General features: G+C 55.6%; 16 protein-coding genes. 9 read left to right on the top strand and 7 right to left on the bottom strand.

The window, feature by feature from the left end:
- Nucleotides 1-126: 126 nt before the first annotated feature.
- The 7 genes from IEW12_RS27085 (at nucleotide 127) to IEW12_RS27055 (ending at nucleotide 9,551) form a co-directional block, all read left to right on the top strand.
- Nucleotides 127-3,195, top strand: coding sequence for an Rne/Rng family ribonuclease (locus tag IEW12_RS27085; RefSeq protein WP_188569265.1), 3,069 nt, complete (start codon nucleotides 127-129; stop codon nucleotides 3,193-3,195).
- A gap of 186 nt (nucleotides 3,196-3,381) precedes the next feature.
- Nucleotides 3,382-4,509 carry a GTP 3',8-cyclase MoaA gene (moaA, locus tag IEW12_RS27080; RefSeq protein WP_188569264.1) on the top strand — a complete coding sequence of 376 codons (1,128 nt, stop codon included), beginning with the start codon at nucleotides 3,382-3,384 and terminating at the stop codon, nucleotides 4,507-4,509.
- 9 nt (nucleotides 4,510-4,518) lie between these two features.
- Nucleotides 4,519-5,154 carry a molybdenum cofactor guanylyltransferase MobA gene (mobA, locus tag IEW12_RS27075; protein WP_188569263.1) on the top strand — a complete coding sequence of 212 codons (636 nt, stop codon included), beginning with the start codon at nucleotides 4,519-4,521 and terminating at the stop codon, nucleotides 5,152-5,154.
- Nucleotides 5,147-6,460 carry a molybdopterin molybdotransferase MoeA gene (gene moeA / locus IEW12_RS27070; protein WP_188569262.1) on the top strand — a complete coding sequence of 438 codons (1,314 nt, stop codon included), beginning with the start codon at nucleotides 5,147-5,149 and terminating at the stop codon, nucleotides 6,458-6,460. Before mobA ends, moeA begins: the two co-directional genes overlap by 8 nt.
- A 204-nt stretch (nucleotides 6,461-6,664) precedes the next feature.
- Nucleotides 6,665-7,525 carry a peptidylprolyl isomerase gene (locus IEW12_RS27065; protein ID WP_229751381.1) on the top strand — a complete coding sequence of 287 codons (861 nt, stop codon included), beginning with the start codon at nucleotides 6,665-6,667 and terminating at the stop codon, nucleotides 7,523-7,525.
- A 150-nt stretch (nucleotides 7,526-7,675) separates the two neighbouring features.
- The gene (locus IEW12_RS27060) at nucleotides 7,676-8,023 is read left to right on the top strand and encodes a ComEA family DNA-binding protein (RefSeq protein ID WP_188569261.1); all 348 of its coding nucleotides are present in this window, start codon (nucleotides 7,676-7,678) and stop codon (nucleotides 8,021-8,023) included.
- A 286-nt stretch (nucleotides 8,024-8,309) separates the two neighbouring features.
- Entirely contained in the window at nucleotides 8,310-9,551 is a 1,242-nt protein-coding gene (locus IEW12_RS27055; protein WP_229751380.1) for a peptidylprolyl isomerase, read from the top strand.
- A gap of 123 nt (nucleotides 9,552-9,674) precedes the next feature.
- Here IEW12_RS27055 and IEW12_RS27050 read toward each other — a convergent pair whose 3' ends face one another.
- The 5 genes from IEW12_RS27050 to IEW12_RS27030 form a co-directional block, all read right to left on the bottom strand.
- The gene (locus tag IEW12_RS27050) at nucleotides 9,675-11,159 is read right to left on the bottom strand and encodes a DNA recombination protein RmuC (RefSeq protein WP_188569360.1); all 1,485 of its coding nucleotides are present in this window, start codon (nucleotides 11,157-11,159) and stop codon (nucleotides 9,675-9,677) included.
- A 34-nt stretch (nucleotides 11,160-11,193) separates the two neighbouring features.
- The gene (locus IEW12_RS27045) at nucleotides 11,194-11,613 is read right to left on the bottom strand and encodes a group II truncated hemoglobin (protein WP_188569260.1); all 420 of its coding nucleotides are present in this window, start codon (nucleotides 11,611-11,613) and stop codon (nucleotides 11,194-11,196) included.
- Between the two features lie 18 nt (nucleotides 11,614-11,631).
- Nucleotides 11,632-14,130 carry an ABC transporter permease gene (locus tag IEW12_RS27040; protein WP_188569259.1) on the bottom strand — a complete coding sequence of 833 codons (2,499 nt, stop codon included), beginning with the start codon at nucleotides 14,128-14,130 and terminating at the stop codon, nucleotides 11,632-11,634.
- Between the two features lie 42 nt (nucleotides 14,131-14,172).
- On the bottom strand, nucleotides 14,173-15,414 hold the full coding sequence (locus IEW12_RS27035; RefSeq protein ID WP_188569258.1) for a cystathionine gamma-synthase family protein: 1,242 nt from the start codon (nucleotides 15,412-15,414) through the stop codon (nucleotides 14,173-14,175).
- Nucleotides 15,415-15,508: 94 nt separating this feature from the next.
- Complete coding sequence (locus IEW12_RS27030) at nucleotides 15,509-16,390, bottom strand: alpha/beta fold hydrolase (protein ID WP_188569257.1); 882 nt, start codon at nucleotides 16,388-16,390, stop codon at nucleotides 15,509-15,511.
- A gap of 122 nt (nucleotides 16,391-16,512) precedes the next feature.
- Between IEW12_RS27030 and IEW12_RS27025 the strand changes: the two genes are divergently transcribed.
- Nucleotides 16,513-18,204, top strand: coding sequence for an acetate--CoA ligase (locus IEW12_RS27025; protein ID WP_188569256.1), 1,692 nt, complete (start codon nucleotides 16,513-16,515; stop codon nucleotides 18,202-18,204).
- Between the two features lie 49 nt (nucleotides 18,205-18,253).
- On the opposite strand, the gene IEW12_RS27020 is transcribed toward IEW12_RS27025, so the two are convergent.
- Entirely contained in the window at nucleotides 18,254-19,246 is a 993-nt protein-coding gene (locus IEW12_RS27020; protein WP_188569255.1) for a flagella assembly protein FlgT middle domain-containing protein, read from the bottom strand.
- A 98-nt stretch (nucleotides 19,247-19,344) separates the two neighbouring features.
- The gene (locus IEW12_RS27015) at nucleotides 19,345-20,184 is read right to left on the bottom strand and encodes a ferritin-like domain-containing protein (protein WP_188569254.1); all 840 of its coding nucleotides are present in this window, start codon (nucleotides 20,182-20,184) and stop codon (nucleotides 19,345-19,347) included.
- A gap of 70 nt (nucleotides 20,185-20,254) precedes the next feature.
- Between IEW12_RS27015 and IEW12_RS27010 the strand changes: the two genes are divergently transcribed.
- The gene (locus IEW12_RS27010) at nucleotides 20,255-20,779 is read left to right on the top strand and encodes a gamma carbonic anhydrase family protein (protein WP_188569253.1); all 525 of its coding nucleotides are present in this window, start codon (nucleotides 20,255-20,257) and stop codon (nucleotides 20,777-20,779) included.
- Nucleotides 20,780-20,785: the final 6 nt, after the last annotated feature.

The raw sequence follows: 20,785 nt of genomic DNA, 5'->3' as shown, positions 1-20,785 counted from the left end.
CTGTTCAGCCTCAGGCATTTCCCGCCCCGTCAAACACTCCGTCCGCGCATACATCCCCACGTAAGCCAGCTGCCGTCCCAACACAGGAAGGCAGCACAAGATGACCAGAAGGTCACGGAGTAAAACATGAAACGTATGCTGTTTAATGCTACGCAACAGGAAGAATTGCGCGTAGCCATTGTGAATGGGCAAAAGCTCATTGACATTGATATCGAGACTGCCGGCCGCGAGCTGCGCAAATCCAATATCTACAAAGGCGTCATCACCCGTATCGAACCTTCACTGGAAGCCTGTTTCGTCAACTACGGCGAAGAACGTCACGGTTTCCTCCCTTTCAAGGAAGTTGCCCGCACCTATTTCAAAGAAGGTATCGACGTCCGCAATGCCTCCATCAAGGATGCGCTGCGCGAAGGCCAGGAAATCATGGTCCAGGTCGAGAAAGAGGAACGCGGCAATAAAGGCGCCGCCCTGACTTCCTTCATTTCGCTGGCCGGCCGCTATCTGGTGCTGATGCCTAACAATCCACGCGGCGGCGGTGTTTCCCGCCGTGTAGAAGGCGAAGACAGGCAAGAGCTGCGCGAAACCATGGACAAGCTGGACCTGCCTGGCGGCATGTCGGTGATTGCCCGTACTGCTGGCATAGGCCGCAACGTTGATGAATTGCAATGGGATCTGAACTACCTGATGCAACTCTGGCGTGCCATCGAAGGTGCCGGCAAATCTGCCGCAGGCGCCTTCCTGATCTACCAGGAATCCTCCCTGGTTATCCGCGCCATCCGCGACTACTTCCAGCCTGACATAGGCGAAATCCTGATCGACACCGACGACATCTACGAGCAGGCTCAGCAGTTCATGAGCCACGTAATGCCGGACATGGTGCATCGCGTCAAGCGCTACAGCGACGATGTGCCGCTGTTCTCCCGCTTCCAGATTGAACACCAGATCGAAACCGCGTATTCGCGCACCGTACCTTTGCCTTCCGGCGGCGCGATCGTGATCGACCATACCGAAGCATTGGTGTCGGTCGACGTCAACTCGGCGCGCGCTACCCGCGGCTCCGATATCGAAACAACCGCATTTAACACCAACTGCGAAGCGGCGGAAGAAGTTGCACGCCAGTTGCGTTTGCGCGATTTGGGCGGCTTGATCGTGATCGATTTTATCGACATGGAAAACGCCAAGAATCAGCGCGAAGTCGAAACCCGTCTGAAAGACGCACTGCGCTACGACCGCGCACGTGTACAAATGGGCAAGATTTCCCGCTTCGGCCTGATGGAATTGTCGCGCCAGCGCCTGCGCCCTTCCCTGTCTGAAGGCAGCCATGTGACCTGCCCGCGCTGCAATGGCACCGGCCACATCCGCGATACAGAATCCTCCGCATTGCAAGTCCTGCGCATCATCCAGGAAGAAGCAATGAAGGAAAACTCAGCCGCCATCCACGTACAGGTACCGGTCGATGTTGCCGCTTTCCTGTTGAACGAAAAGCGTGGCGAGATCCTGAAAATCGAGAACCGTCATCGCGTAACCGTGATCCTGATTCCGAACAAGCATCTGGAAACGCCGCACTACAAGCTGGAACGCCTGAAACACGACGATCCACGTCTGGAAGAAGCGCACGTCAGCTATGCCATGGCTGAACAGGCCGACACCGATATCGGCTACAGCAAACGTCAGAAAGAAGACGTCAAGCCGCGCCAGGAAGCAATGGTCAAGAGCATCACTCCTGAACAGGCACCTATCGTGGAACGCAAGGAAGTTGCACCTGTTGTGGCAGCGCCTGCACCGGTAGTTACTACTGAATCACCGGGCTTCTTCGCCAAACTGTTCAGCTTCTTCAAAGGTACTCCGGCAGCACCGGCACCTGTTGCGGAACCAGTCAAAGAAGAGAAGCCTTCACAGTCCCGTGATCGCAACGACAAGAACGGCCGTGGTCAACGCAACCGTGGCCGTAATGGCGGACGCAACGGCCGTGGCGACAAGGAAGAACGCGAAGAGCGCCCGGCACCTGCAGGCGGCAATCGTAGCGAGCGTAATGAACGCAATGACCGTGGCGATCGCACCGAACGCGCAGAACGTGGCGACAAGGAAGAGCAAGCCAAGCCGGCACAGGCGGAGCAAGCTCAGCGCCAGCCTAAGCAACCCCGCCCTCCGCGTGAAGACCGTGAAGGCCAGGGGCAGCAGGAAGGTCGCCGCGAACGCCAGCAGCGTCAGCGCGAAGAACGCAAGGATAATTCTGCCAATGTCGCTGCAGAAGCCAAGTCGGAAGACGCTTTGCTGAAAAACACAGCTCCAGTAGTGGAATCCGCTGATCAGGCTGACGCTGTTGAAAACCTGAATGTCGGTGCCGACAACGAAGCCGGTGAAGGTGGCGAAGAGCGTCGTCGTCGCCGTCGCCGTGGTGGCCGTAACCGTAACCGCCGCGATCGCGATGGTTCGGAAGCAGGCGACACAGCAGAGGGCGCAGAACAGGGTGAACAAACCGCCGCTTTTGTGCCAGTAGCAGAAGCTGCACAATTTGTTGCAAATACCACACAAGCTCCTGCACCGGTCGCAGCACTGGAAACAGTGCCTGCTCCTGACAGTGCTATTGCACCGGCAGCCGCAGCGCCTGTAAGCCAGGCTGTCGTCGAATCCGTTGCAGCGCCTGCTGCTGCGCCGGTTCACGTTCCTGCAGCACCGGTAGCTCCAATGGCTCCAGTAGCTGCTGAGATTGCAGCACCGGCAGAGGCGGCTCCTGTAGCAGCGCCAGCTCCTGCGGCAGCTGTAGCTGAAGTAGCTGCAGCCCCAGCGGCTGTTGTTACACCGGTAGTACCAGCGGCGCCAGCAGTTCCGGCAACGCCTGCGATACCGGTGGAGGCACCAGTTGCTGTCGCTGCTCCGGCGCCAGCTGTGGTTGAACCAGTCGCAGAGGCTGCCGTTATTGCACCGACACAGGCAACCCTGTTTGATGCAGTAGTTGAAACAGCCAAGCCTGTTGCAAGCGCACCTTCTGTAGCCAAGGCCGCGCCTGCGGAAGACTTGAGTGCAGTATTGGCATCGGCTGGCCTGGTACTGGCCAGCACGGATCCGGCCAAACTGCGCGCGGCACAAGAAGCTGCTGCAGCGGTTACGATTGCACCGCGCGTACCGCGCGAGCGCAAACCGGTGGAACCTGCGTCCACTGAACCGCTGGTGCTAGTGGAAACAAAGCACTAAGCAACAGTAAGCAAATAGGCTCTACCCTCAGAAACCGGCTGCATCCTTGCGATGCAGCCGGTTTTTTCATGCCGATATGTTGAAAATAGCCGATTCAAGGGTGCTGCGGGGCGGCGCGTCTCGTGGTATCGTAGTTGTCTGAAGAATGAGAAAAATAAGCATAAAAAGCTGCATTTTGGATAAGACATGACCGAAAAATTCATCCCGGTGGTAGATCATCGCCAGCGGAACCAGGCTTTGGCAGTGCCCAATGTTCTGGAAGCCCCGGATGGAAATCTGCTGGATACCCTCAAGCGCCCTTTGCACGATCTGCGCATTTCGGTGACGGACCGTTGCAACTTCCGTTGCGTGTATTGCATGCCGAAATCCGTATTCGACAAGGATTACGATTTCTTGCCGCACTCTTCGCTGTTGTCTTTCGAAGAAATTACCCGTATCGCCCGCTTGTTTGTCGCACACGGCGTGACCAAGATCAGGCTGACCGGCGGTGAACCGCTACTGCGCAAGAACATAGAAAAGCTGATCGGCATGCTGAGCCAGATCAAGACTGTTGACGGCAAGGATCTGGACCTGACCCTGACCACCAACGCTTCGCTGCTGGCCAAGAAGGCACAGTCCTTGAAAGATGCCGGGCTGACACGGGTGACAGTCTCATTGGACTCTCTGGATGACGCCACCTTCAAGCAAATGAACGACGTCGACTTTCCAGTGGAAGAAGTACTGAACGGCATTGCGGTCGCGCATCAGGTGGGATTGGGCCCGATCAAGGTCAACATGGTCGTCAAGCGCGGCCTGAATGATCAGGAAATCGTTCCCATGGCGCGCTACTTCAAAGACACTCCGCACATCCTGCGTTTTATCGAATATATGGATGTAGGCGCATCGAATGGCTGGAAAATGGATGAAGTGATACCTTCCGCCGATGTCATCAGTCGCATCAGTGCGGCCGGCATGGAGTTGCAAGCGGTAGATGCCAACTATACGGGAGAGACGGCTGCACGCTGGCGTTATGCCGACGGCAGTGGTGAGATAGGCGTCATTTCCAGCGTCACCCAGGCCTTTTGCCAGGATTGCACGCGCGCGCGCCTGTCCACCGAAGGCAAGCTGTACACCTGCCTGTTTGCCACCGGCGGCCATGACCTGCGCAGCCTGCTCAGGAGTGGAGACACACTGCATTCCGACCAGGCCATCTCCACGGTGATCGGCCAGATATGGCGCACACGTGGCGACCGCTATTCCGAATTGCGCACTCAGCAAACCATCAGGCTGGACCGCAGCACCAGGAAGGTCGAAATGTCTTACATAGGCGGCTGACAGGCCGCCATGGAAAAGACTGCACCCATCGCCATCTCTGAGATAAGCGGCTTGCTACTGGCCGGTGGCCGCGGTTCGCGCATGGGCAATGTCGACAAGGGATTGCAACTATTCCGCGGCGAGCCCCTGGCCTTGCATGTGATGCGCAGGCTCCTTGCCCAGGTAGGCAGCCTGAGCATCAATGCAAACCAGAATGCAGAGGCTTACCAGTCGCTGGGCGCCATGCTTTACTCAAACCAGGTCCCCATCCTGCCGGACCAGACGGAAGACTTTGCCGGACCGCTGGCAGGACTGCAAGCGGGTCTGCGCCACTGCAAGACCAGTTATCTGCTGAGTACGCCATGCGACGCCCCTTTCGTGCCATTGGATCTGGCAAACCGGCTGTCGCAGGCCCTGCTGGAGCAACAGGCGGATCTCGCCGTGGCCACCGCATCAGTAAAAGGCCAGTTGCAGGTGCATAGGGTATGTTCGCTGATGAAAACCAGTGTGCTGCCATCCCTGACAGCTTTTTTGGACCAAGGCGGCAGAAAGGTGGGGGCCTGGCATGCCACGCTGAAGGTCGTGCAGGTCCATTTCGACGATGAAACCGCGTTTTATAATATCAACACCCTGGAAGAACTGCGTCAACTTGAAGCCAATGCCTGAATCCTTGCTCCAACCCTCCCCTGATTTATCTAGCCTGCTCGCCGGAGTAGCCGGCTACGAAGCGACTACCGTCCCGGTGGCACTCGCTCAACAGATCATCCACCAGTTTATATCTCCGGCAGCTTCGGCTGATCAGGTAGAAATGCTGGCAGTACGCAGCGCACTGGACCGGGTACTGGCCAAGGATATCGTGTCGACCATTAATGTCCCCGCATATGATAATTCGGCCATGGATGGCTATGCCTTCCATGGCCAGGATTTAGACGGCGATGCGCCGGCAATACTAAAAATAGCCGGCATCGCCTTTGCCGGCAGAGCCCATCAGGGCACGGTACAACGCGGTGAATGCATACGCATCATGACCGGCGCTGTGATGCCACAAGACCTGGACACTGTGATACCGCAGGAGCTGGCACAAGATATCAGCGAGAACAGCATCACCGTCCCGGCAGGAAAAGTAAGGCCGGGCGACAACCGGCGCCTGGCCGGAGAGGATCTGGCCAAGGGCAAAATCGCGCTGGCAAAAGGCAAGATACTGCGTCCTGCGGATCTCGGCTTACTGGCCTCGCTGGGGATTGCAGATGTTCCTGTCCGGCGCCGGCTGCGGGTCGCATTTTTTTCTACCGGAGACGAACTGCGCTCCGTCGGCGATGCACTGGATGAGGGCTGCGTCTACGACAGCAATCGTTATACCTTATACGGCATGCTGACGCGCCTGGGCTGCGAAGTAATCGACATGGGTATTGTCAAGGACGATCCGGTATCGCTGAAGGCTGCCTTCAGTACAGCCTGCCAGCATGCAGATGCAATCATCACCTCAGGCGGCGTATCCGTGGGTGCTGCCGACTACACCCGGCAAATGATGGCGACCATGGGAGATGTTGCGTTCTGGGGCATCAATATGCGGCCAGGCAGGCCCATGGCCTTCGGAAAAATCGCATCGGAAGGCAGCAGCGCTTATCTATTCGGCCTGCCCGGCAATCCTGTCGCAGTGATGGTCAGCTTTTACTTTTTTGTGCGCGAGGCCTTGCTGCGAATGGCAGGCGCCGATGCGGCCCCATTACCGCTGGTTCCTGCAACAGCAAGCAGTGCAATCCGCAAACGCCCCGGACGTACCGAGTATCAACGCGGCAATCTGTCGGCAATGCCCAATGGCGATTTGCAGGTAAAAATTACCGGCGCCCAGGGCTCGGGCATCCTCAGTTCAATGACAGAGGCGAATTGCATTGTCGTATTGCCGGAGGGACAGTCGGATGTTGCCGCAGGCGACAAAGTGAATGTCATCTTGTTCGACGGCCTGATCTGAACCCCGGCTTCGCCGTATAAATTTGCAAATATACAAATGTTGTCATGCAAATTTACATTTCAATTTAGCTACCAACAGACTCTAAGGCCTTCAGTAGCGATATACTACGCACATATCCCGGTTTATAGCCGATAGGAAACAAATACTGTAGCACCTCATTCAACAATTCGATTGCAAAATGCAATTTGTATTCAGGAGAAAATATTGAAAGCACTAGTTTGGCTGGCAAGCGCACTCACAGCGACCGTTTTACTGGCAGGCTGCGGCGGAAGCAAAGATAGCGCCACAACCACCCCTACAGGTCCGGTAGCCTCGATCTTGAAAGTAGCTCCGGATCAGCTCGTTTACCGCAATACGACGACTCTGACCATCACCGGACAAAACCTGCTGAAGGGTTTGACCATCAATAACTATGGCTGCTTCACGATGACGGAAGTCGGCACAGGCACCGATACGCAGCGTGTATACTCATGCAAAATGATCACCGTCGGCACATCCTTGCTGAAGGTATATGCCAGCGACAATTCCCTGATCTATTCCGGCACCCTGACTGTCCCTGTTCCGGCCCTGCCTCCGCAAGTCACGATGACTACCACTCTGGGCAGCGTAGTCATGCAGCTGGAGCCAAGCAAGGCACCAATCAGCGTTGATAATTTCCTCAACTATGTGGAAAGCAATTTCTATCCAAACACGATCTTCCACCGCGTCATTAGCAACTTCGTGATCCAGGGTGGCGGCTATACCGCAGCGCTGACACAACCGACGACGCAATCGGCAATCGTGCTGGAATCGGGTAATGGCTTGAAAAACGTGCGCGGCAGTGTGGCAATGGCCCGTTTGACAGCGCCTAACACAGCGACCTCGCAATTCTTCATCAACGTGGTGGACAATGCATCGCTGGATGCGACAAATGCTGGTGTAGACGGCTATGCAGTATTCGGCGCGGTAGTCAGCGGCTTGAACGTGGTTGACCTGATCAAGGCCGTACCGACTTCGACACAAGGCGGCATGACGGATGTACCGGTAACACCTGTGACCATCACTGGAATGACTCGTTCGCAATAAGTATAAAAATGCTTGCAGAAGTTACAGCGACTTCTGCAAGCGCAGCAATCAGATCGTCATGCCTGCTTTACTGCGGTAACAGGCAATTAGCCGTAGCTCAGATTTTTTGTGAAATGCCGCACCTGGTGCGTTAAACCATAAGGAGTAAAGATGAACAGGCTATTGAAATCCATGTTGCTGACTTTAGGCGTTTCCTTGATGTTTGCAGGTGCAGCCCAGGCCGCAGACAAAAAAGCATCGGCACCCGCCAGTGCAGCAGCTCCTGCGTCAGCCTCGGCATCGGCTCCGGCCAAGACGGAACTGCTTGATATCAACAGCGCCAGCAAGAAGGAATTGTCTGCGCTGCCAAAGATCGGCGATGTCCGCTCCGACGCCATCATCAAGGGCCGTCCGTATAATGGCAAAGACGATCTGCTGAACAAAAAAATCATTCCTGAAGACGTGTATAACGGCATCAAGGATATGATTATTGCGAAGCAAAAAACAAAGAAGAAATAATCGATATAGTGTTTCTTCAAAATGGAAAGAGGCCGATGAAATCATCGGCCTTTTTTTCGAACGCTCAATTCAAATACTAAAATTTTACTCAACTTATTTCATATCAGCGCGTTACCCGCACATTGCAAGCTAAGTAATTCAATTCCCTTCCATCACTCAAACTCGACGCTTATCCTGCCGGCTTCATCACAATCAAAAAATTTGACAGAATAGAAATTTCCTTTGAGAATGTTGTCTGTTTTTTATAAAATTTTAACAACTATAATTACTGATGATGAAATCTGGAATGAAGAAATTGCTGAATTTATGTTTATACACGTCGATTGCTCTCTTCCTATCCGCGTGCGGCGGTGGGGGCGGAGGATCAAGCGGGGCGACAAATCCGAATACGACACCGGTTACACCCAGTATGCCCTTCTTGAAAGACGTCAGTCCAACAAGTATCAACCTCCAGGTATATGAGGGGGCAACTATTCCCGACGTGACTCTGTCGGGCACTCTGGATGGTGATTTATCGGTGCTCTTTGGAAAAACAGTTTATGTATTCATTACCATCCCGGACCCATTGTTCGCAACAGGGATCACCCCAGCTACGTTCAACAATACTACGCCTAACGGCGCTGTCAAACTGCGCGGACTAGTAGCACCTAAGGGGGCGAAAACCTATAGTGGAAACCTGACGATCAAAGTATGCCTGGACAGTAATTGCCAGACACAGCTCGGCAATTCCAACTACCCCGTCCCTTACTCAATAGTGGTTAAACCGGCGCCCCCCTTACCCACGATCAGCGTTGTGACCGATCAATTGGCATACCGTCAAACAGCTACACTGACACTCACCGGCAAAAACCTTGATTCTGTATTGAAGGTTGCCTGTTTCGGATGTGTAAACGTGACTGAGATCGGCGTCGGCACGTCAACTCAACGCAAGTTCACTGCAAAGATCACTGGAACGGGCACGGTACCTTTATATGTAGACACTGTGGACAATGTCAGGACGTCCATTGGTACGCTCACTGTTCCAACACCTCCATCACCGCAAGTATCTATCAACACAACGATGGGGAATATCGTCATGGAATTAAATCCTGTCAAAGCACCGGTCAGCGTAGACAACTTCCTGAATTATGTAGAGAGTAAATCTTATGCTGGCACAATTTTTCATCGAGTGATCAATAATTTTGTCATCCAAGGCGGCGGTTATACTCCCGCATTGGCCCCAATCCCAACCTTCACGCCTATCTTACTGGAATCAGACGTCTCCTTGAAAAATCAACGCGGCACCGTGGCGATGGCGCGTACCAGCGAACCAAATACCGCGACTTCGCAGTTTTTCATCAACGTAGTGGATAACCCCAGCCTGAATGCCAATTTTCCAGGTGTGGATGGCTATGCAGTATTTGGGAAGGTTCTGAGTGGCATGGATGTTGTCGACAAAATCAAGGCAGTCACCACTAAATCGAGTGGTGGATTTAATGATGTCCCGGTAACACCTATCGTGATCAACTCTGTCATTCAAATACAATAGGATTGCCTGAAGAAACAGTAATTCTTCTAGACTCGCTTACTGGAATAGTTTGATCCGCAATCATCTTCTTTTGTTGATCAAGCTGTTCCAGAAAGTAGGAGCGGCAGACCCGTTTTCGGATACTCAGCTCAGCAAATCCTGATCCCCGGCATCAGCCAGCAAATCTCCATCCACGCCCAGCAGGCTTTGCGCCGCCTCTGTCGGCAAGGCTTCCACCGATTTCAATTTGCGAGTCATTTGCCGGGTGCGTACTTCGGCGTTGTCGATATTCTTGGCGGCGCGCTCCAGCGCCGTCTTGGTCGCAGCCAGTACGTCGCCGAATTTGCCGAACTCGGTTTTCACCGCACCCAGTACTTGCCATACCTCGGAAGACCGTTTTTCCAGTATCAATGTGCGGAAGCCCATTTGCAGGCTGTTCAGCAAGGCCGACAAGGTAGACGGGCCTGCGATGCTGACGCGGCAGGTGCGCTGCAAGTCGTCCGCCAGGCCCGGCCTGCGCATGACCTCGGCATACAGGCCTTCGGTCGGCAAAAACAGGATGGCGAAATCGGTGGTCAACGGCGGTGAAATGTATTTTTCAGCGATGGTCTTGGCTTCTCCGCGTATCGCCCTTTCCAGCTCCTTGCCGGCCAGTGCTACACCTTCGGCATCGGCACGCTCTGCGGCTTCAACCAGGCGTTCATACTGTTCTTTAGGGAACTTGGCATCGATAGGCATCCATACAGGCACCTTGCCGTCTTCCTTGCCGGGCAGCTTGATCGCAAACTCTACGCGCTCGCCGGTGCCGGGTATGGTTTCCACATTCTTGGCATACTGTTCCGGCGTCAGCATCTGCTCCAGCACCATCTCCAGTTGCACTTCGCCCCAGGTGCCGCGCGTTTTCACGTTGGTCAGTACGCGTTTCAGATCGCCGACACCGATTGCCAATTGCTGCATCTCGCCGAGGCCCTGATGCACTTTTTCCAGCCTGTCCGACACCAGCTTGAAGGACTCGCCCAGGCGCTGCTCCAGCGTGGCATGCAGTTTTTCATCTACGGTCTTGCGCATCTCTTCCAGCTTGGCGGCATTGTCTGCCTGCAGTCCCTGGATTTTTTCTTCCAGCGTTGCACGCACTTCCGCCATCCTTTGCGCATTGGATTCAGTCAAGGCAGCCAGGGTCTGGTTGATGGTGTCGCCGAAGCGCTTCAGGCTCAGTGCCTGTTCTTCGCGTGCGCTCTGGCTCTGCTGTATCAATGCCTGCCTGACTTGTTCCAGTTGCTGTGCATTGGTTTCATTGAGTTTTACCAATTGCTGCGAAAACGCATCAATCTGGTTATTCTGCAAGGTTGCAACGCTGGTCAACTGAGCCGCCAGATTCTGCTGCAGTTGGGAGAAATTACCGCCCAACTCCTGCCTGGTGGCTTGCGCCGTGCTCTGCACCTGCTCGCGCAACGAGCGCTCCGACCTCTCCTGTGCCTGCTGCTGCGTTTGCTGATCCTGCTTGAGCGCATCCTGCAAGCCTTGCAATTGCGCATTGATGTCGCCGCCCTTGCTGCGCTTGAGGATAAGCAAGCCCATTACCAGCAAGGCCAATAGCAGCAGGAGTATGATTATTTCTATAGGGTTCATCGTCATTTTTTATTCATTTTTATCGCGGCTATTTTCAGCCTTGCCGGTTTCGCATCCAGTCTGCGGTTTCATAAAAAGACTGCATCAGTCTTTCCTGCAAACCCGCATCTATGCCTACATCCTGCATGGCCCAGGCCATGCAGCGCAGCCATTGATCGCGTTCGCCGCTGGCAATGGCATAGGGCAGGTGGCGTGCGCGCAAACGCGGGTGTCCGAACTTTTCTATATACAGGCTGGGGCCGCCCATCCAGCCCGACAAGAACCAGTAAAGCTTGTCGCGCGAGCCTTCCATGGTCGGTGGATGCAAGGCACGGATGCCGGCAAATTCCGGCTCCAGCTCCATCAAGTCATAAAACCGGTCTACCATTTCACGCAATTTCTCGGCGCCGCCAATTACGTCAAACAAGGTGGCTTCCGTCGCGCCGGAGCTTTCTTCAGTGTTCTCTACTGTCATGCCATTTCCAAAAACTGTTTAACTTTCGCGCAAGCTCAATAGTGGCGGCTGGTTCAATACATTGCGCAGGCCTACCCATCCGCCTATCAATGCACATCCTGCTCCCACTACCAGACCGGCCACCCATACCAGCGGGCTGAAAGTCCATTCAAAATTAAATACGAAGCGCGCCAGCGCCCAGCCTATCGCCGAGGAACCGGTCGCTGCCAGCACGCCGGCCAGCCCGCCCACCAGCAAGAATTCTATCCATTGCGCCTGCGACAGCTGCTTGCGGGTCGCACCGAGTGCGCGCAACAGCGCTGCTTCCCGCATCCGTATATCCTGCGAGCCTGCCAATGCCGCATACAGCACCAGCACGCCAGACGCCAAGGTGAACAGAAACAGGAATTCAACGGCAGTGATCACCTGGTCCATCACACTTTGCAATTGCTTGATCAAGGCCCCCACGTCAACGATGGTCAGGTTCGGATAGTCACGCGTCAGTTGATTTACAAAATTTACCTGTCCTTCCGGCAAACGGAATGCGGTGATCCAGGTTTGCGGCATGTCTTGCATAGCCTTGGGATTGATGATGACAAAGAAATTCACCCGCATTGATCCCCAGTCCAGCTTGCGCAGACTGGTCACCATAGCGCTGACACTTTGTCCGGCGACATCAAAGCTCAGCTTGTCGCCCAGTTTCAGATTCAGTGTCTTAGCAATCCCCTCTTCCACCGAGGCTTCTGCCTGCTGGGTGGTGCCATCGTTATACCATTGGCCCGCGACGATCTTGTTCATGAGCGGCATTTCAGTCATCGTCGACAGATTGAACTCCCTGTCCACCAGCCGTTTGGCCCTGTCTTCCTGATAGGTGTCGGCCGTGATCACCTTGTCGTTCACTTGCGTCAGGCGGCCGCGTATCATCGGGTATAAAACAGGTTTGGCTACCTGCGCCAACCGGGCCGCAATTTCTTCCTTCTGGTCCGGCTGGATGTTGATGACAAACTGATTAGGCGCATCTACCGGCGTGGCTTGCTGCCATGCTGCGATCAGGTCGGAGCGCACCACGGTCAGCAATAGCAACGCCATCAGGCCCAAAGCCAGTGACACGACCTGGATCACCGTCGCACCGGGGCGGCGCTGCAGCGCTGTCACGGCAAAGCGCCATGACGCATGATTGATCAGCCCGCGCAAGCGTTTCAGCGATGCCACTGCCAGCCAGGAAATCAGCGCAAAGCCCAGCAAGCCGAGCAGGAAGCCGGCGGCAGTCAGCAAGCCCAGCTTGATATCGCCAGCCTGCCATAACAACAGGCCGGTAAACATTGCCAGACCCAGGCCATAGCTGGCCAGCGTCAATGGTTTGGGGGCATCCTGCTCGCGGCGTATCACGCGGTTATGCGGTACATTACGCAACTGCAGTATCGGCGGCAAGGCAAAGCCGATCAGCAACAGCAAACCGGTAGCAAGGCCCTGCCATACAGGCAACCAACTGGCGCCGGGCAAATCATTGGAAACCAGTTTCCCCAGCCACTCCAGCAACACATAATGGCCGGCGAATCCCAGCATCACGCCGGCCAGGCTGCCGGCAATACCTACCATCAGGAATTCAACCAGGTACATGGACGTGGCCTGGTTTTGCGTCAATCCCAGGCAGCGCAGCATGGCGCACGCGTCCAGGTGGCGCAGCATGAAGCGTCGTGCCGCCATCGCCACAGCCACCGCTGCCAGCATTGCGGACAGCAGGCTGACCAGCGACAGGAATTGCTCTGCCCTGTCCAGCGTGGCACGCATTTCCGGCCGCCCGGTTTCCAGCGATTCCAGCCGCACGCCTTTGACATCATTCTGTTCTATCGTATCCTGCAGCCATTTCTGGAAAGCCTGGGCGGTTTTGGCAGGACCGGCGACCAGCAAGCGATAAGTGACGCGGGAGCCGTCCTGTATCAGATTGGTGCCTGCCAGATCCTGCTTGGAAATCATCACGCGCGGCATGAAGTTCATAAAAGAAGCGCCGCGATCAGGCTCGTTGGCAATGATCTGCGCCACATTAAAAGACTTGTCGCCCAGCTTGAGCTGGTCGCCTACTTTCAGGTTAAGGCCGGGGAGCATCGCGGGGTCCACCCATACGGTGCCGGCGGCAGGTGTTTCCGTCGTGGTCGTTTCCGCCTTGCCCTGGACCAGCTTTAAATTGCCGCGCAGGGGATAGCCGGAACTGACGGCCTTGATGGAAACCAGCTTGGTCGCGGCCCCGTCACCCACACCGGCAATCGCCATGCTGGGGAATACCACCGTTTCCGCCAGCGACAGGCCGCGCTTCTGCGCTTCACTACGCCAGGCCGGATTCACCGGCTGATCTGCGCTGATTACCAGGTCAGCGCCCAGCAATTGATGAGCGTCACGGTTCAGGCCGGTGCGCATGCGGTCGACAAAAAAGCCGACCGAAGACAGGGAGGCCACGGCAATCATCAGGGCTACCAGCAGGAAGCGTAATTCGCCTGCGCGCCAGTCGCGCATTGTCATACTAAAAGAAAGCCGCAACATTCCTGTCCTTCCAGACCGTAGTCCCAGTTTGACTCTAATTATTTAGCCAGCCAACGCCTGCCGGAAATCTTCCAGCAGGTCTTCGGTATCTTCCAGGCCTATCGATACCCGTATCAGCGATTCGGCGATGCCCATGCTGGCACGGCGCTCTGCACCCATCTCGTAGAAAATGGTGTGTGCAACCGGAATAACAAGGGTGCGTGTATCACCCAGATTGCTGGCGGGGATAGCCAGCTTCATGCGGTTCAGGAAGTCAAAGCAGTCTATATCCTCGCGCAGCTCAAAGCTGAGCAAGGCGCCGTAGGAACGGAACAACTCCTTGGCGATATGGTGCTGCGGATGTCCCGGCAAACCCGGATAGTGGACAGCAGCCACACGCTCGTCTGCTGCCAGCAGTTCCGCGACTGCCTGTGCATTCTCGCATTCGCGCTGCTGGCGCAAGGCCATGGTTTCTGCACCGATGGCGACGTGATGCGCGGCCTCCGGCCCCAGCGTGCCGCCGAAATCGCGCAAGGCCTTGGCACGTATCTGTGCCATGCCCCACTGGATGACAGGGAATTTTTTATAGTTTTCCACAATATGCGGATACGCATTCCAGTCGTACAGGCCGGTATCTGTCAGCGCGCCGCCGAGCACATTGCCGTGGCCTGCAATCGCCTTGGTCAAAGCATTCACTACCAGCCCTGCCCCTACAGTCTTGGGGCGGAACAGATAAGGCGAAGTCATGGTGTTGTCCACCACATACAAAATGCCGCGCGCGCGGCACAGCTCGCCTATGCGCTTCAAATCCGCGACCTGAGTGCGCGGATTGGCAATGGTTTCCACAAACACGATGCGGGTTGCAGGCGTAATCGCCGCTTCCACATTGCTTACATCCGTGGCATCGACAAACGCAACATTGACACCCAGCCCACCCATGGTCTGCCACAGGCTATTGGTATTACCGAACAGGAAAGCGGATGACACCACATGATCGCCCGCACGCAACAGGGATTGGCAGATGGCGCCTATCGCCGCCATGCCGGTGGAAAAACAGATGGTGGCGTAGCCGTCTTCCATCTTGGTGATCTTGTCTTCCAGAGCAGACACGGTAGGATTGCCCTGGCGGCCATAGCGGTAGCCGGGCTGCTTGCCCTGGAATACCGCAGCCAGGTCGCGCGCATCCTTGTAGCCGAAAGCAACGGAGGTATGGATAGGCTTGTGCAGCGAGCCGTGCTCTATGCTTTTCTGGCGATCGCCGTGCAGGATAGTGGTGGTAAAGCCGTAGGAAGGTTTGTCACTCATGATCTGTGGGAAATAAAAAACGAATCCCTCAAGTGTACCCTAGAAACGGCCTTCTCCTATGGGCAAGCCAAGCTCAGCCCCACCCTTTCAGCGCTTAATTTTCAGCCAGGAATTCTTCCAGCAATTGCGCCAGCACTTCAGGTTGATCATGATGCAACATGTGGCCGGCATCCATGATCATTGCCGTCCTTACATTGGCGATGTGCGCAATCCGGCGGTCTATTTCTATCCTGGCCTGCTCTTTCGGCCCCATCCAGCGCCACACATCGGTGTCATTGGCCTCCACCCACAGAACCGGCGCGGTAATTTTCTGCCAGCAGGCCATCACCTCTTCCACCTGATAAAGCAGGGGACTGGACAGCTTGTGCGCGGGGTCGCCCAGGATTTCCCAGTCACCGGCGTCATTCTGCGCAGACCAGTGTTCCGCCAGAAAAGCCGCCCTTTCGTTGGACAGGCGAGGATTGGTCTTTTGCAAGCGCCCTGCCACTGCCGCCTGCGTAGGGTAAGTACGCAACGCAGGTTGCTCGCGCAATTCGTCCAGCCACTTGCGATAGCGGTTTGGCGCCTGCTTAGGATGGCTGGCGGGCATGCCGAAACCCTCCAGGTTGATCAGCTTGCGTATGCGTTCCGGCCGGATGCCTGCATACAGGCTGACCACGTTGCCGCCCATGCTATGCCCCAGCAAATTCACCGGCTCCCCGGGTGAAAAGTGCTGCAAGATGGCGTCCAGATCACCAAGGTAATCGGGGGCCCAATAACAGTCGCCCGGCGGGGTCTGGGTCAAGCCGAAGCCACGCCAGTCGCCTGCGATTACGTGCCAATCTTGCTTCAGGCAATCCACCACAAACTGGAACGAGGCGGCGACATCCATCCAGCCATGCATCATGAAGATTTTCGGTGAATTTTCTTCACCCCAGTGACGAATGTGATATTGAAGTCCGCGGACCGTGATAAATTCTGAACGAGAAGGTTTCATATTAGGTTAAGCAGGTTAGGCAACCAGGGCCGTGGCAATGGTAAAGGCCGCTTTGATTTAGTTTTTATACAGATGGAACACAGACAAAAGAACGACCGTTCGATAATTATACCGGAGACACGATGACCAGGCAGATATCCCCTACAAGCAATCAGGCACAGCCGGATCATTACGAGGAGCTTTACCGGGATTTCCGATGGGAAGTTCCCGCCGATTTCAATATTGCCCAAGCATGCTGCCATCGCTGGGCCAATGACCCCGCCACAGCGAACAATATCGCAGTGTATTTCGAGGATGCAGAGGGAAATACAGCAACGCTGAGCTATACGGAGCTGCAACAAAAGGCAAACCAGCTATCCCAGTTGCTTAGCCGGCAAGGCGTACAACGCGGCGACGTAGTCGCCTGCATCTTGCCGCAACGCCCGGAAACTGCTGCGACGATGATGGCTTGCCTGCAACTGGGCGCAATCGCCATGCCGCTGTCCTTTCTGTTCGGGCCGGAAGCGCTCGAATACCGGCTGCAGCATAGCGAGGCCGTGGCGCTGATCGTCGATCAAAGCGGTGCGGAAGCTTTCCAGCAAATCCGTCCAGCCTGCCCTACCGTAAAAACTGTCGTTGCTCTGGATTGCAGCTTGGAGAATGCGCTGGACTGGCATCAGCACATGGATGCGATGCCGCAGACATTTAGCGCTGCCATTACCAAGGCCACGGATCCTGCCATCCTGATCTATACCAGCGGCACCACAGGTGCGCCGAAAGGAGCGCTATTGCCGCAGTCGGCCATCATCGGCAACCTGACCGGCTTTGTCGCTTCGCAGAACTGGTTTCCGCAAGAGCGTGATGTATTCTGGTCCCCCGCCGACTGGGCCTGGACCGGCGGCCTGATGGATGCGCTGCTGCCGACGCTCTACTTCGGCAAACCTATAGTCGGCTACCAGGGCCGCTTTTCGGCCGACACTGCGTTTTACCTGATGCAGAAATATGCGGTCACCAATACCTTCCTGTTTCCCACCGCTTTGAAAATGATGATGAAGGCTTGTCCGCAACCGCGCGAGCAATACAAGCTGAGCCTGCGCGCAATCATGAGTGCCGGCGAAGCAGTGGGAGACACGGTATTCGGCTGGTGCCAGACCGCACTTGGCGTCACACCGAATGAAATGTTCGGCCAGACAGAAATGAATTACATCGTCGGCAATAGCGTGCAGCAATGGCCGGCCAAGCCCGGCAGTATGGGCCGCCCCTATCCTGGGCACAGGGTGTCTGTCATCGACGACGATGGCAATGAGGTCGGCATTAATCAAAGTGGAGAAGTGGCAATGCAAAGGCTGGATATCCACGGTACGCCGGACCCGGTTTTCTTCCTCGGCTACTGGAAGAACCCGGAAGCTACTCGTAATAAATTTACCGGCGACTGGTGCCGTACCGGCGACCTGGCGCTGCGCGATGCGGATGGCTACCTGTGGTATCAGGGCCGCGCTGATGACATGTTCAAGGCCGCGGGTTATCGCATAGGCCCGTCGGAAATCGAAAACTGCCTGGTCAAGCATCCGGCGGTGGTGAATGTGGCCGTGGTGCCCAAGCCGGACAAGGAACGCGGCAACCTGGTCAAGGCGTATATCGTTCTGAGCGCAGGCTACCGGGGCGACGACAAGCTGGTGGCGGAATTGCAGGCCCATGTGCGCGGCAAGCTGGCGCCGTATGAATATCCGAAGGAAATTGAGTTCATCGATGCGCTGCCGATGACCACCACGGGCAAGGTGCAAAGACGGGTATTGCGCTTGCGCGAAGAGGAGCGTAGCAAAGAAACAAACTAAAGAGTGCGGTAGGAGCCAGGGGGCAAAGAGTACAAGGCTCCTTGTCCTTTCACTGCGCCCTCGCCTCTACCTTGGGTTCCGCGCGGACGATATCCCCGGCGCGTATCCCGCTTGCCCTCGCTTCCACAGACAGTTCGCCAATGGAGAACAGCGGTTGCACCTGCGCGATGGAAACCGTGCCTACGCGCGTTTCCGTTGTGCCAAATATCGCTTGCTGCGCAGTCGTTATCGGCATTTCATTTTTCAGCCTGTAGACCGCCAGCACATCACCTGCAGCAATTGCCGAGCTGGCGCCTGCGTCGAGGATGATTTGCCCGTTATTAACGCGTAACACCTTTGCCGACAGGGGAACATCGGTCAGGTCAACATCAACTTCCTCCACCAGTTGATCCAGCATGGTATCGATTGCCTTGCCCAGGCTGGTGGAAAAGAAATTCTTGCTGCCGAAAGACTTTTCCCGGCCGACCAGGACATCCTTCTTCACGCGTTTTTCCACCCGATGTTCTGCTATCTGGCTGCCGGTCGCGCCATCGTAAATCACCAGATCGATCTCTATATCACGCTGATCGGTATTCCACAGGCCCAGGTATTTCTTTTCAACCGAAGCTTCTGCGCTCCTGACCGTGCCGGATACAACCAGTTGGCTATCATTTGCATCGGCCATCTGCCGTATCATCTTCAGTGACGGCGTGTCTCCACGCATACCGGACCCAAGGAAAGTATCCGCCTTCCTGACCAGGAATTTACCGGACCGCTGCAAGCGCTCCGCCAGCTCTCTGGGAAAGCCCCTGGCAATATCGTTGATATCCGCCACCTGTGCAGGCTCATCGATATTAAATGCGCTGGTAACCAGTTTTTTCTTATACAGCGGCAAAAGCGGCTTGGCCTCTTCGGGCTCCATCGGAGCTATCGGCATCACCTCCACTTCCGATGTGGCGGGCGTCGTTGCAGGCTTGGCCACGGGCTGCTGGGCTTGTGCGCCAAGCGCCGCGGACATTGCCAACACAGCGCCCAGGGCCATCCACATCGTTTTATGACTCATGCATTGCTCCGATCAAGAACTTGTTCTGGTAACGGCCATCGCTACGGCATCTTTAACGTATATTTAACGCATCTTTAACTGCTGCGCCAGGCTTTGCATCAGGCCTGCAGGATTTTTAGCTCCGCCTCGCTAAACCCGGCAGCTCTCCTGGCCTCGATATTGAATGGAGGCCGCATTTGCGGCGCCCTGTATTGTTTGGCTAGCTGATCATAGGCAGCCAGCAGGTCCAGGCCGCGCTGCTCGCATAAATAGGCAAACCAGCGATTGCCTATGCCTACATGGCCGATTTCATCGCGCAGGATGATATCCAGGATCTCTGCTGCCGCCTTGTCACCGGCTTGCGCCAGCTTGGCGCGCACAGCCGGCGTCGCATCCAGGCCGCGCGCCTCCATCGTCCTGGGTACCAATGCCATCCTTGCCAGTACGTCGCCGGCGGTTCTTTCTGTCAATTCCCACAGGCTATTGTGCGCCGAGAATTCACCATACTGGAAACCCAGCGCGATCAGGTGATCTGCCAGCAGGCTGAAATGGTAGGCCTCCTCCTGCGCCACCTGCAGCCAGTCGCTATAGTAGCCGGCCGGCATACCGGGGAAGCGCCACAGCGCATCCAGCGCCAGGTTGATTGCATTGAACTCTATGTGGGCCAATGCATGGATCAGTGCAGCGCGCCCTTCCACCGTATTCATTGCACGCCGCTTCACATCCAGTGGCGCCACCAGATCGGGCTTGGCCGGCCTGCCGGGGATATTATCCGTTTCAGCGATAATGGCATTACTGTCCAGGCTCAATTCACCCTGCAGCCAACTGTCCCGCAACGCACGCACCCCTGCGGCCTTCTGCCGGGCATCCGTCTGCGATAGCCAGAACAGCGCTGCCTGGCGCAACTCAGTGCCAGGGGTGCTGGAAGACGAATTTACTGCGGAAGACTGTGAGTTCATACCAAGAGCGTTAAAATAGAGGGTTAAGGCAAATTGATCGCCATACCCCTCTATTTTACGGAAGAATCCCATGGCCATATACCAATTAGGTGATGTTGCTCCAGAAATCGATCCCTCAGCCTATATTACAGACAGCGCAACGCTGATAGGCAAGGTCAAAGTGGAGGCCAATGCCAGTGTCTGGTTTGGAGTAACGCTGCGGGGCGACAATGAATTGATCACCATAGGTGAAAACAGCAATGTGCAGGAAGGCTGCGTACTGCATACGGACCCCGGACATCCGCTGCTTGTTGGTAAAAATGTCACGGTTGGGCATCAGGCAATGTTGCATGGCTGCACTATCGGCGACGGCTCCCTGATAGGCATACAAGCAGTGATACTGAATGGCGCAAAAATAGGTAAGAATTGCCTGGTCGGTGCCGGTGCGCTGGTTACTGAGGGCAAGGAATTTCCAGATAACTCGCTGATCGTCGGCGCTCCCGCCAAGGCCATCAGAACTTTAACTGATGAAGACATCTTGCGTATTCAAGGAAACACCCAAAATTACGTAAGTCGCGGTCAGGCTTTCAAGACCCAATTAAAAAGAATTGGCTAAAAAATA

The organism is Parundibacterium terreum, assembly GCF_014636315.1.
GTDB lineage: Bacteria > Pseudomonadota > Gammaproteobacteria > Burkholderiales > Burkholderiaceae_D > Undibacterium > Undibacterium terreum.
Note: the sequence above shows the minus strand (reverse complement) of the source record. Positions and strands in the feature narration are given on the sequence as shown.

Coding starts and splice junctions, on each gene's coding strand:
- IEW12_RS27035 (WP_188569258.1), bottom strand. CDS start 15,414: ATGAGTGACAAACCTTCCTACGGCTTTACCACCACTATCCTGCACGGC.
- IEW12_RS27015 (WP_188569254.1), bottom strand. CDS start 20,184: ATGAACTCACAGTCTTCCGCAGTAAATTCGTCTTCCAGCACCCCTGGC.
- IEW12_RS27085 (WP_188569265.1), top strand. CDS start 127: ATGAAACGTATGCTGTTTAATGCTACGCAACAGGAAGAATTGCGCGTA.
- IEW12_RS27020 (WP_188569255.1), bottom strand. CDS start 19,246: ATGAGTCATAAAACGATGTGGATGGCCCTGGGCGCTGTGTTGGCAATG.
- IEW12_RS27045 (WP_188569260.1), bottom strand. CDS start 11,613: ATGACAGTAGAGAACACTGAAGAAAGCTCCGGCGCGACGGAAGCCACC.
- IEW12_RS27025 (WP_188569256.1), top strand. CDS start 16,513: ATGACCAGGCAGATATCCCCTACAAGCAATCAGGCACAGCCGGATCAT.
- IEW12_RS27050 (WP_188569360.1), bottom strand. CDS start 11,159: ATGAACCCTATAGAAATAATCATACTCCTGCTGCTATTGGCCTTGCTG.
- IEW12_RS27055 (WP_229751380.1), top strand. CDS start 8,310: ATGAAGAAATTGCTGAATTTATGTTTATACACGTCGATTGCTCTCTTC.
- mobA (WP_188569263.1), top strand. CDS start 4,519: ATGGAAAAGACTGCACCCATCGCCATCTCTGAGATAAGCGGCTTGCTA.
- IEW12_RS27010 (WP_188569253.1), top strand. CDS start 20,255: ATGGCCATATACCAATTAGGTGATGTTGCTCCAGAAATCGATCCCTCA.
- IEW12_RS27030 (WP_188569257.1), bottom strand. CDS start 16,390: ATGAAACCTTCTCGTTCAGAATTTATCACGGTCCGCGGACTTCAATAT.
- moeA (WP_188569262.1), top strand. CDS start 5,147: ATGCCTGAATCCTTGCTCCAACCCTCCCCTGATTTATCTAGCCTGCTC.
- IEW12_RS27060 (WP_188569261.1), top strand. CDS start 7,676: ATGAACAGGCTATTGAAATCCATGTTGCTGACTTTAGGCGTTTCCTTG.
- IEW12_RS27040 (WP_188569259.1), bottom strand. CDS start 14,130: ATGTTGCGGCTTTCTTTTAGTATGACAATGCGCGACTGGCGCGCAGGC.
- moaA (WP_188569264.1), top strand. CDS start 3,382: ATGACCGAAAAATTCATCCCGGTGGTAGATCATCGCCAGCGGAACCAG.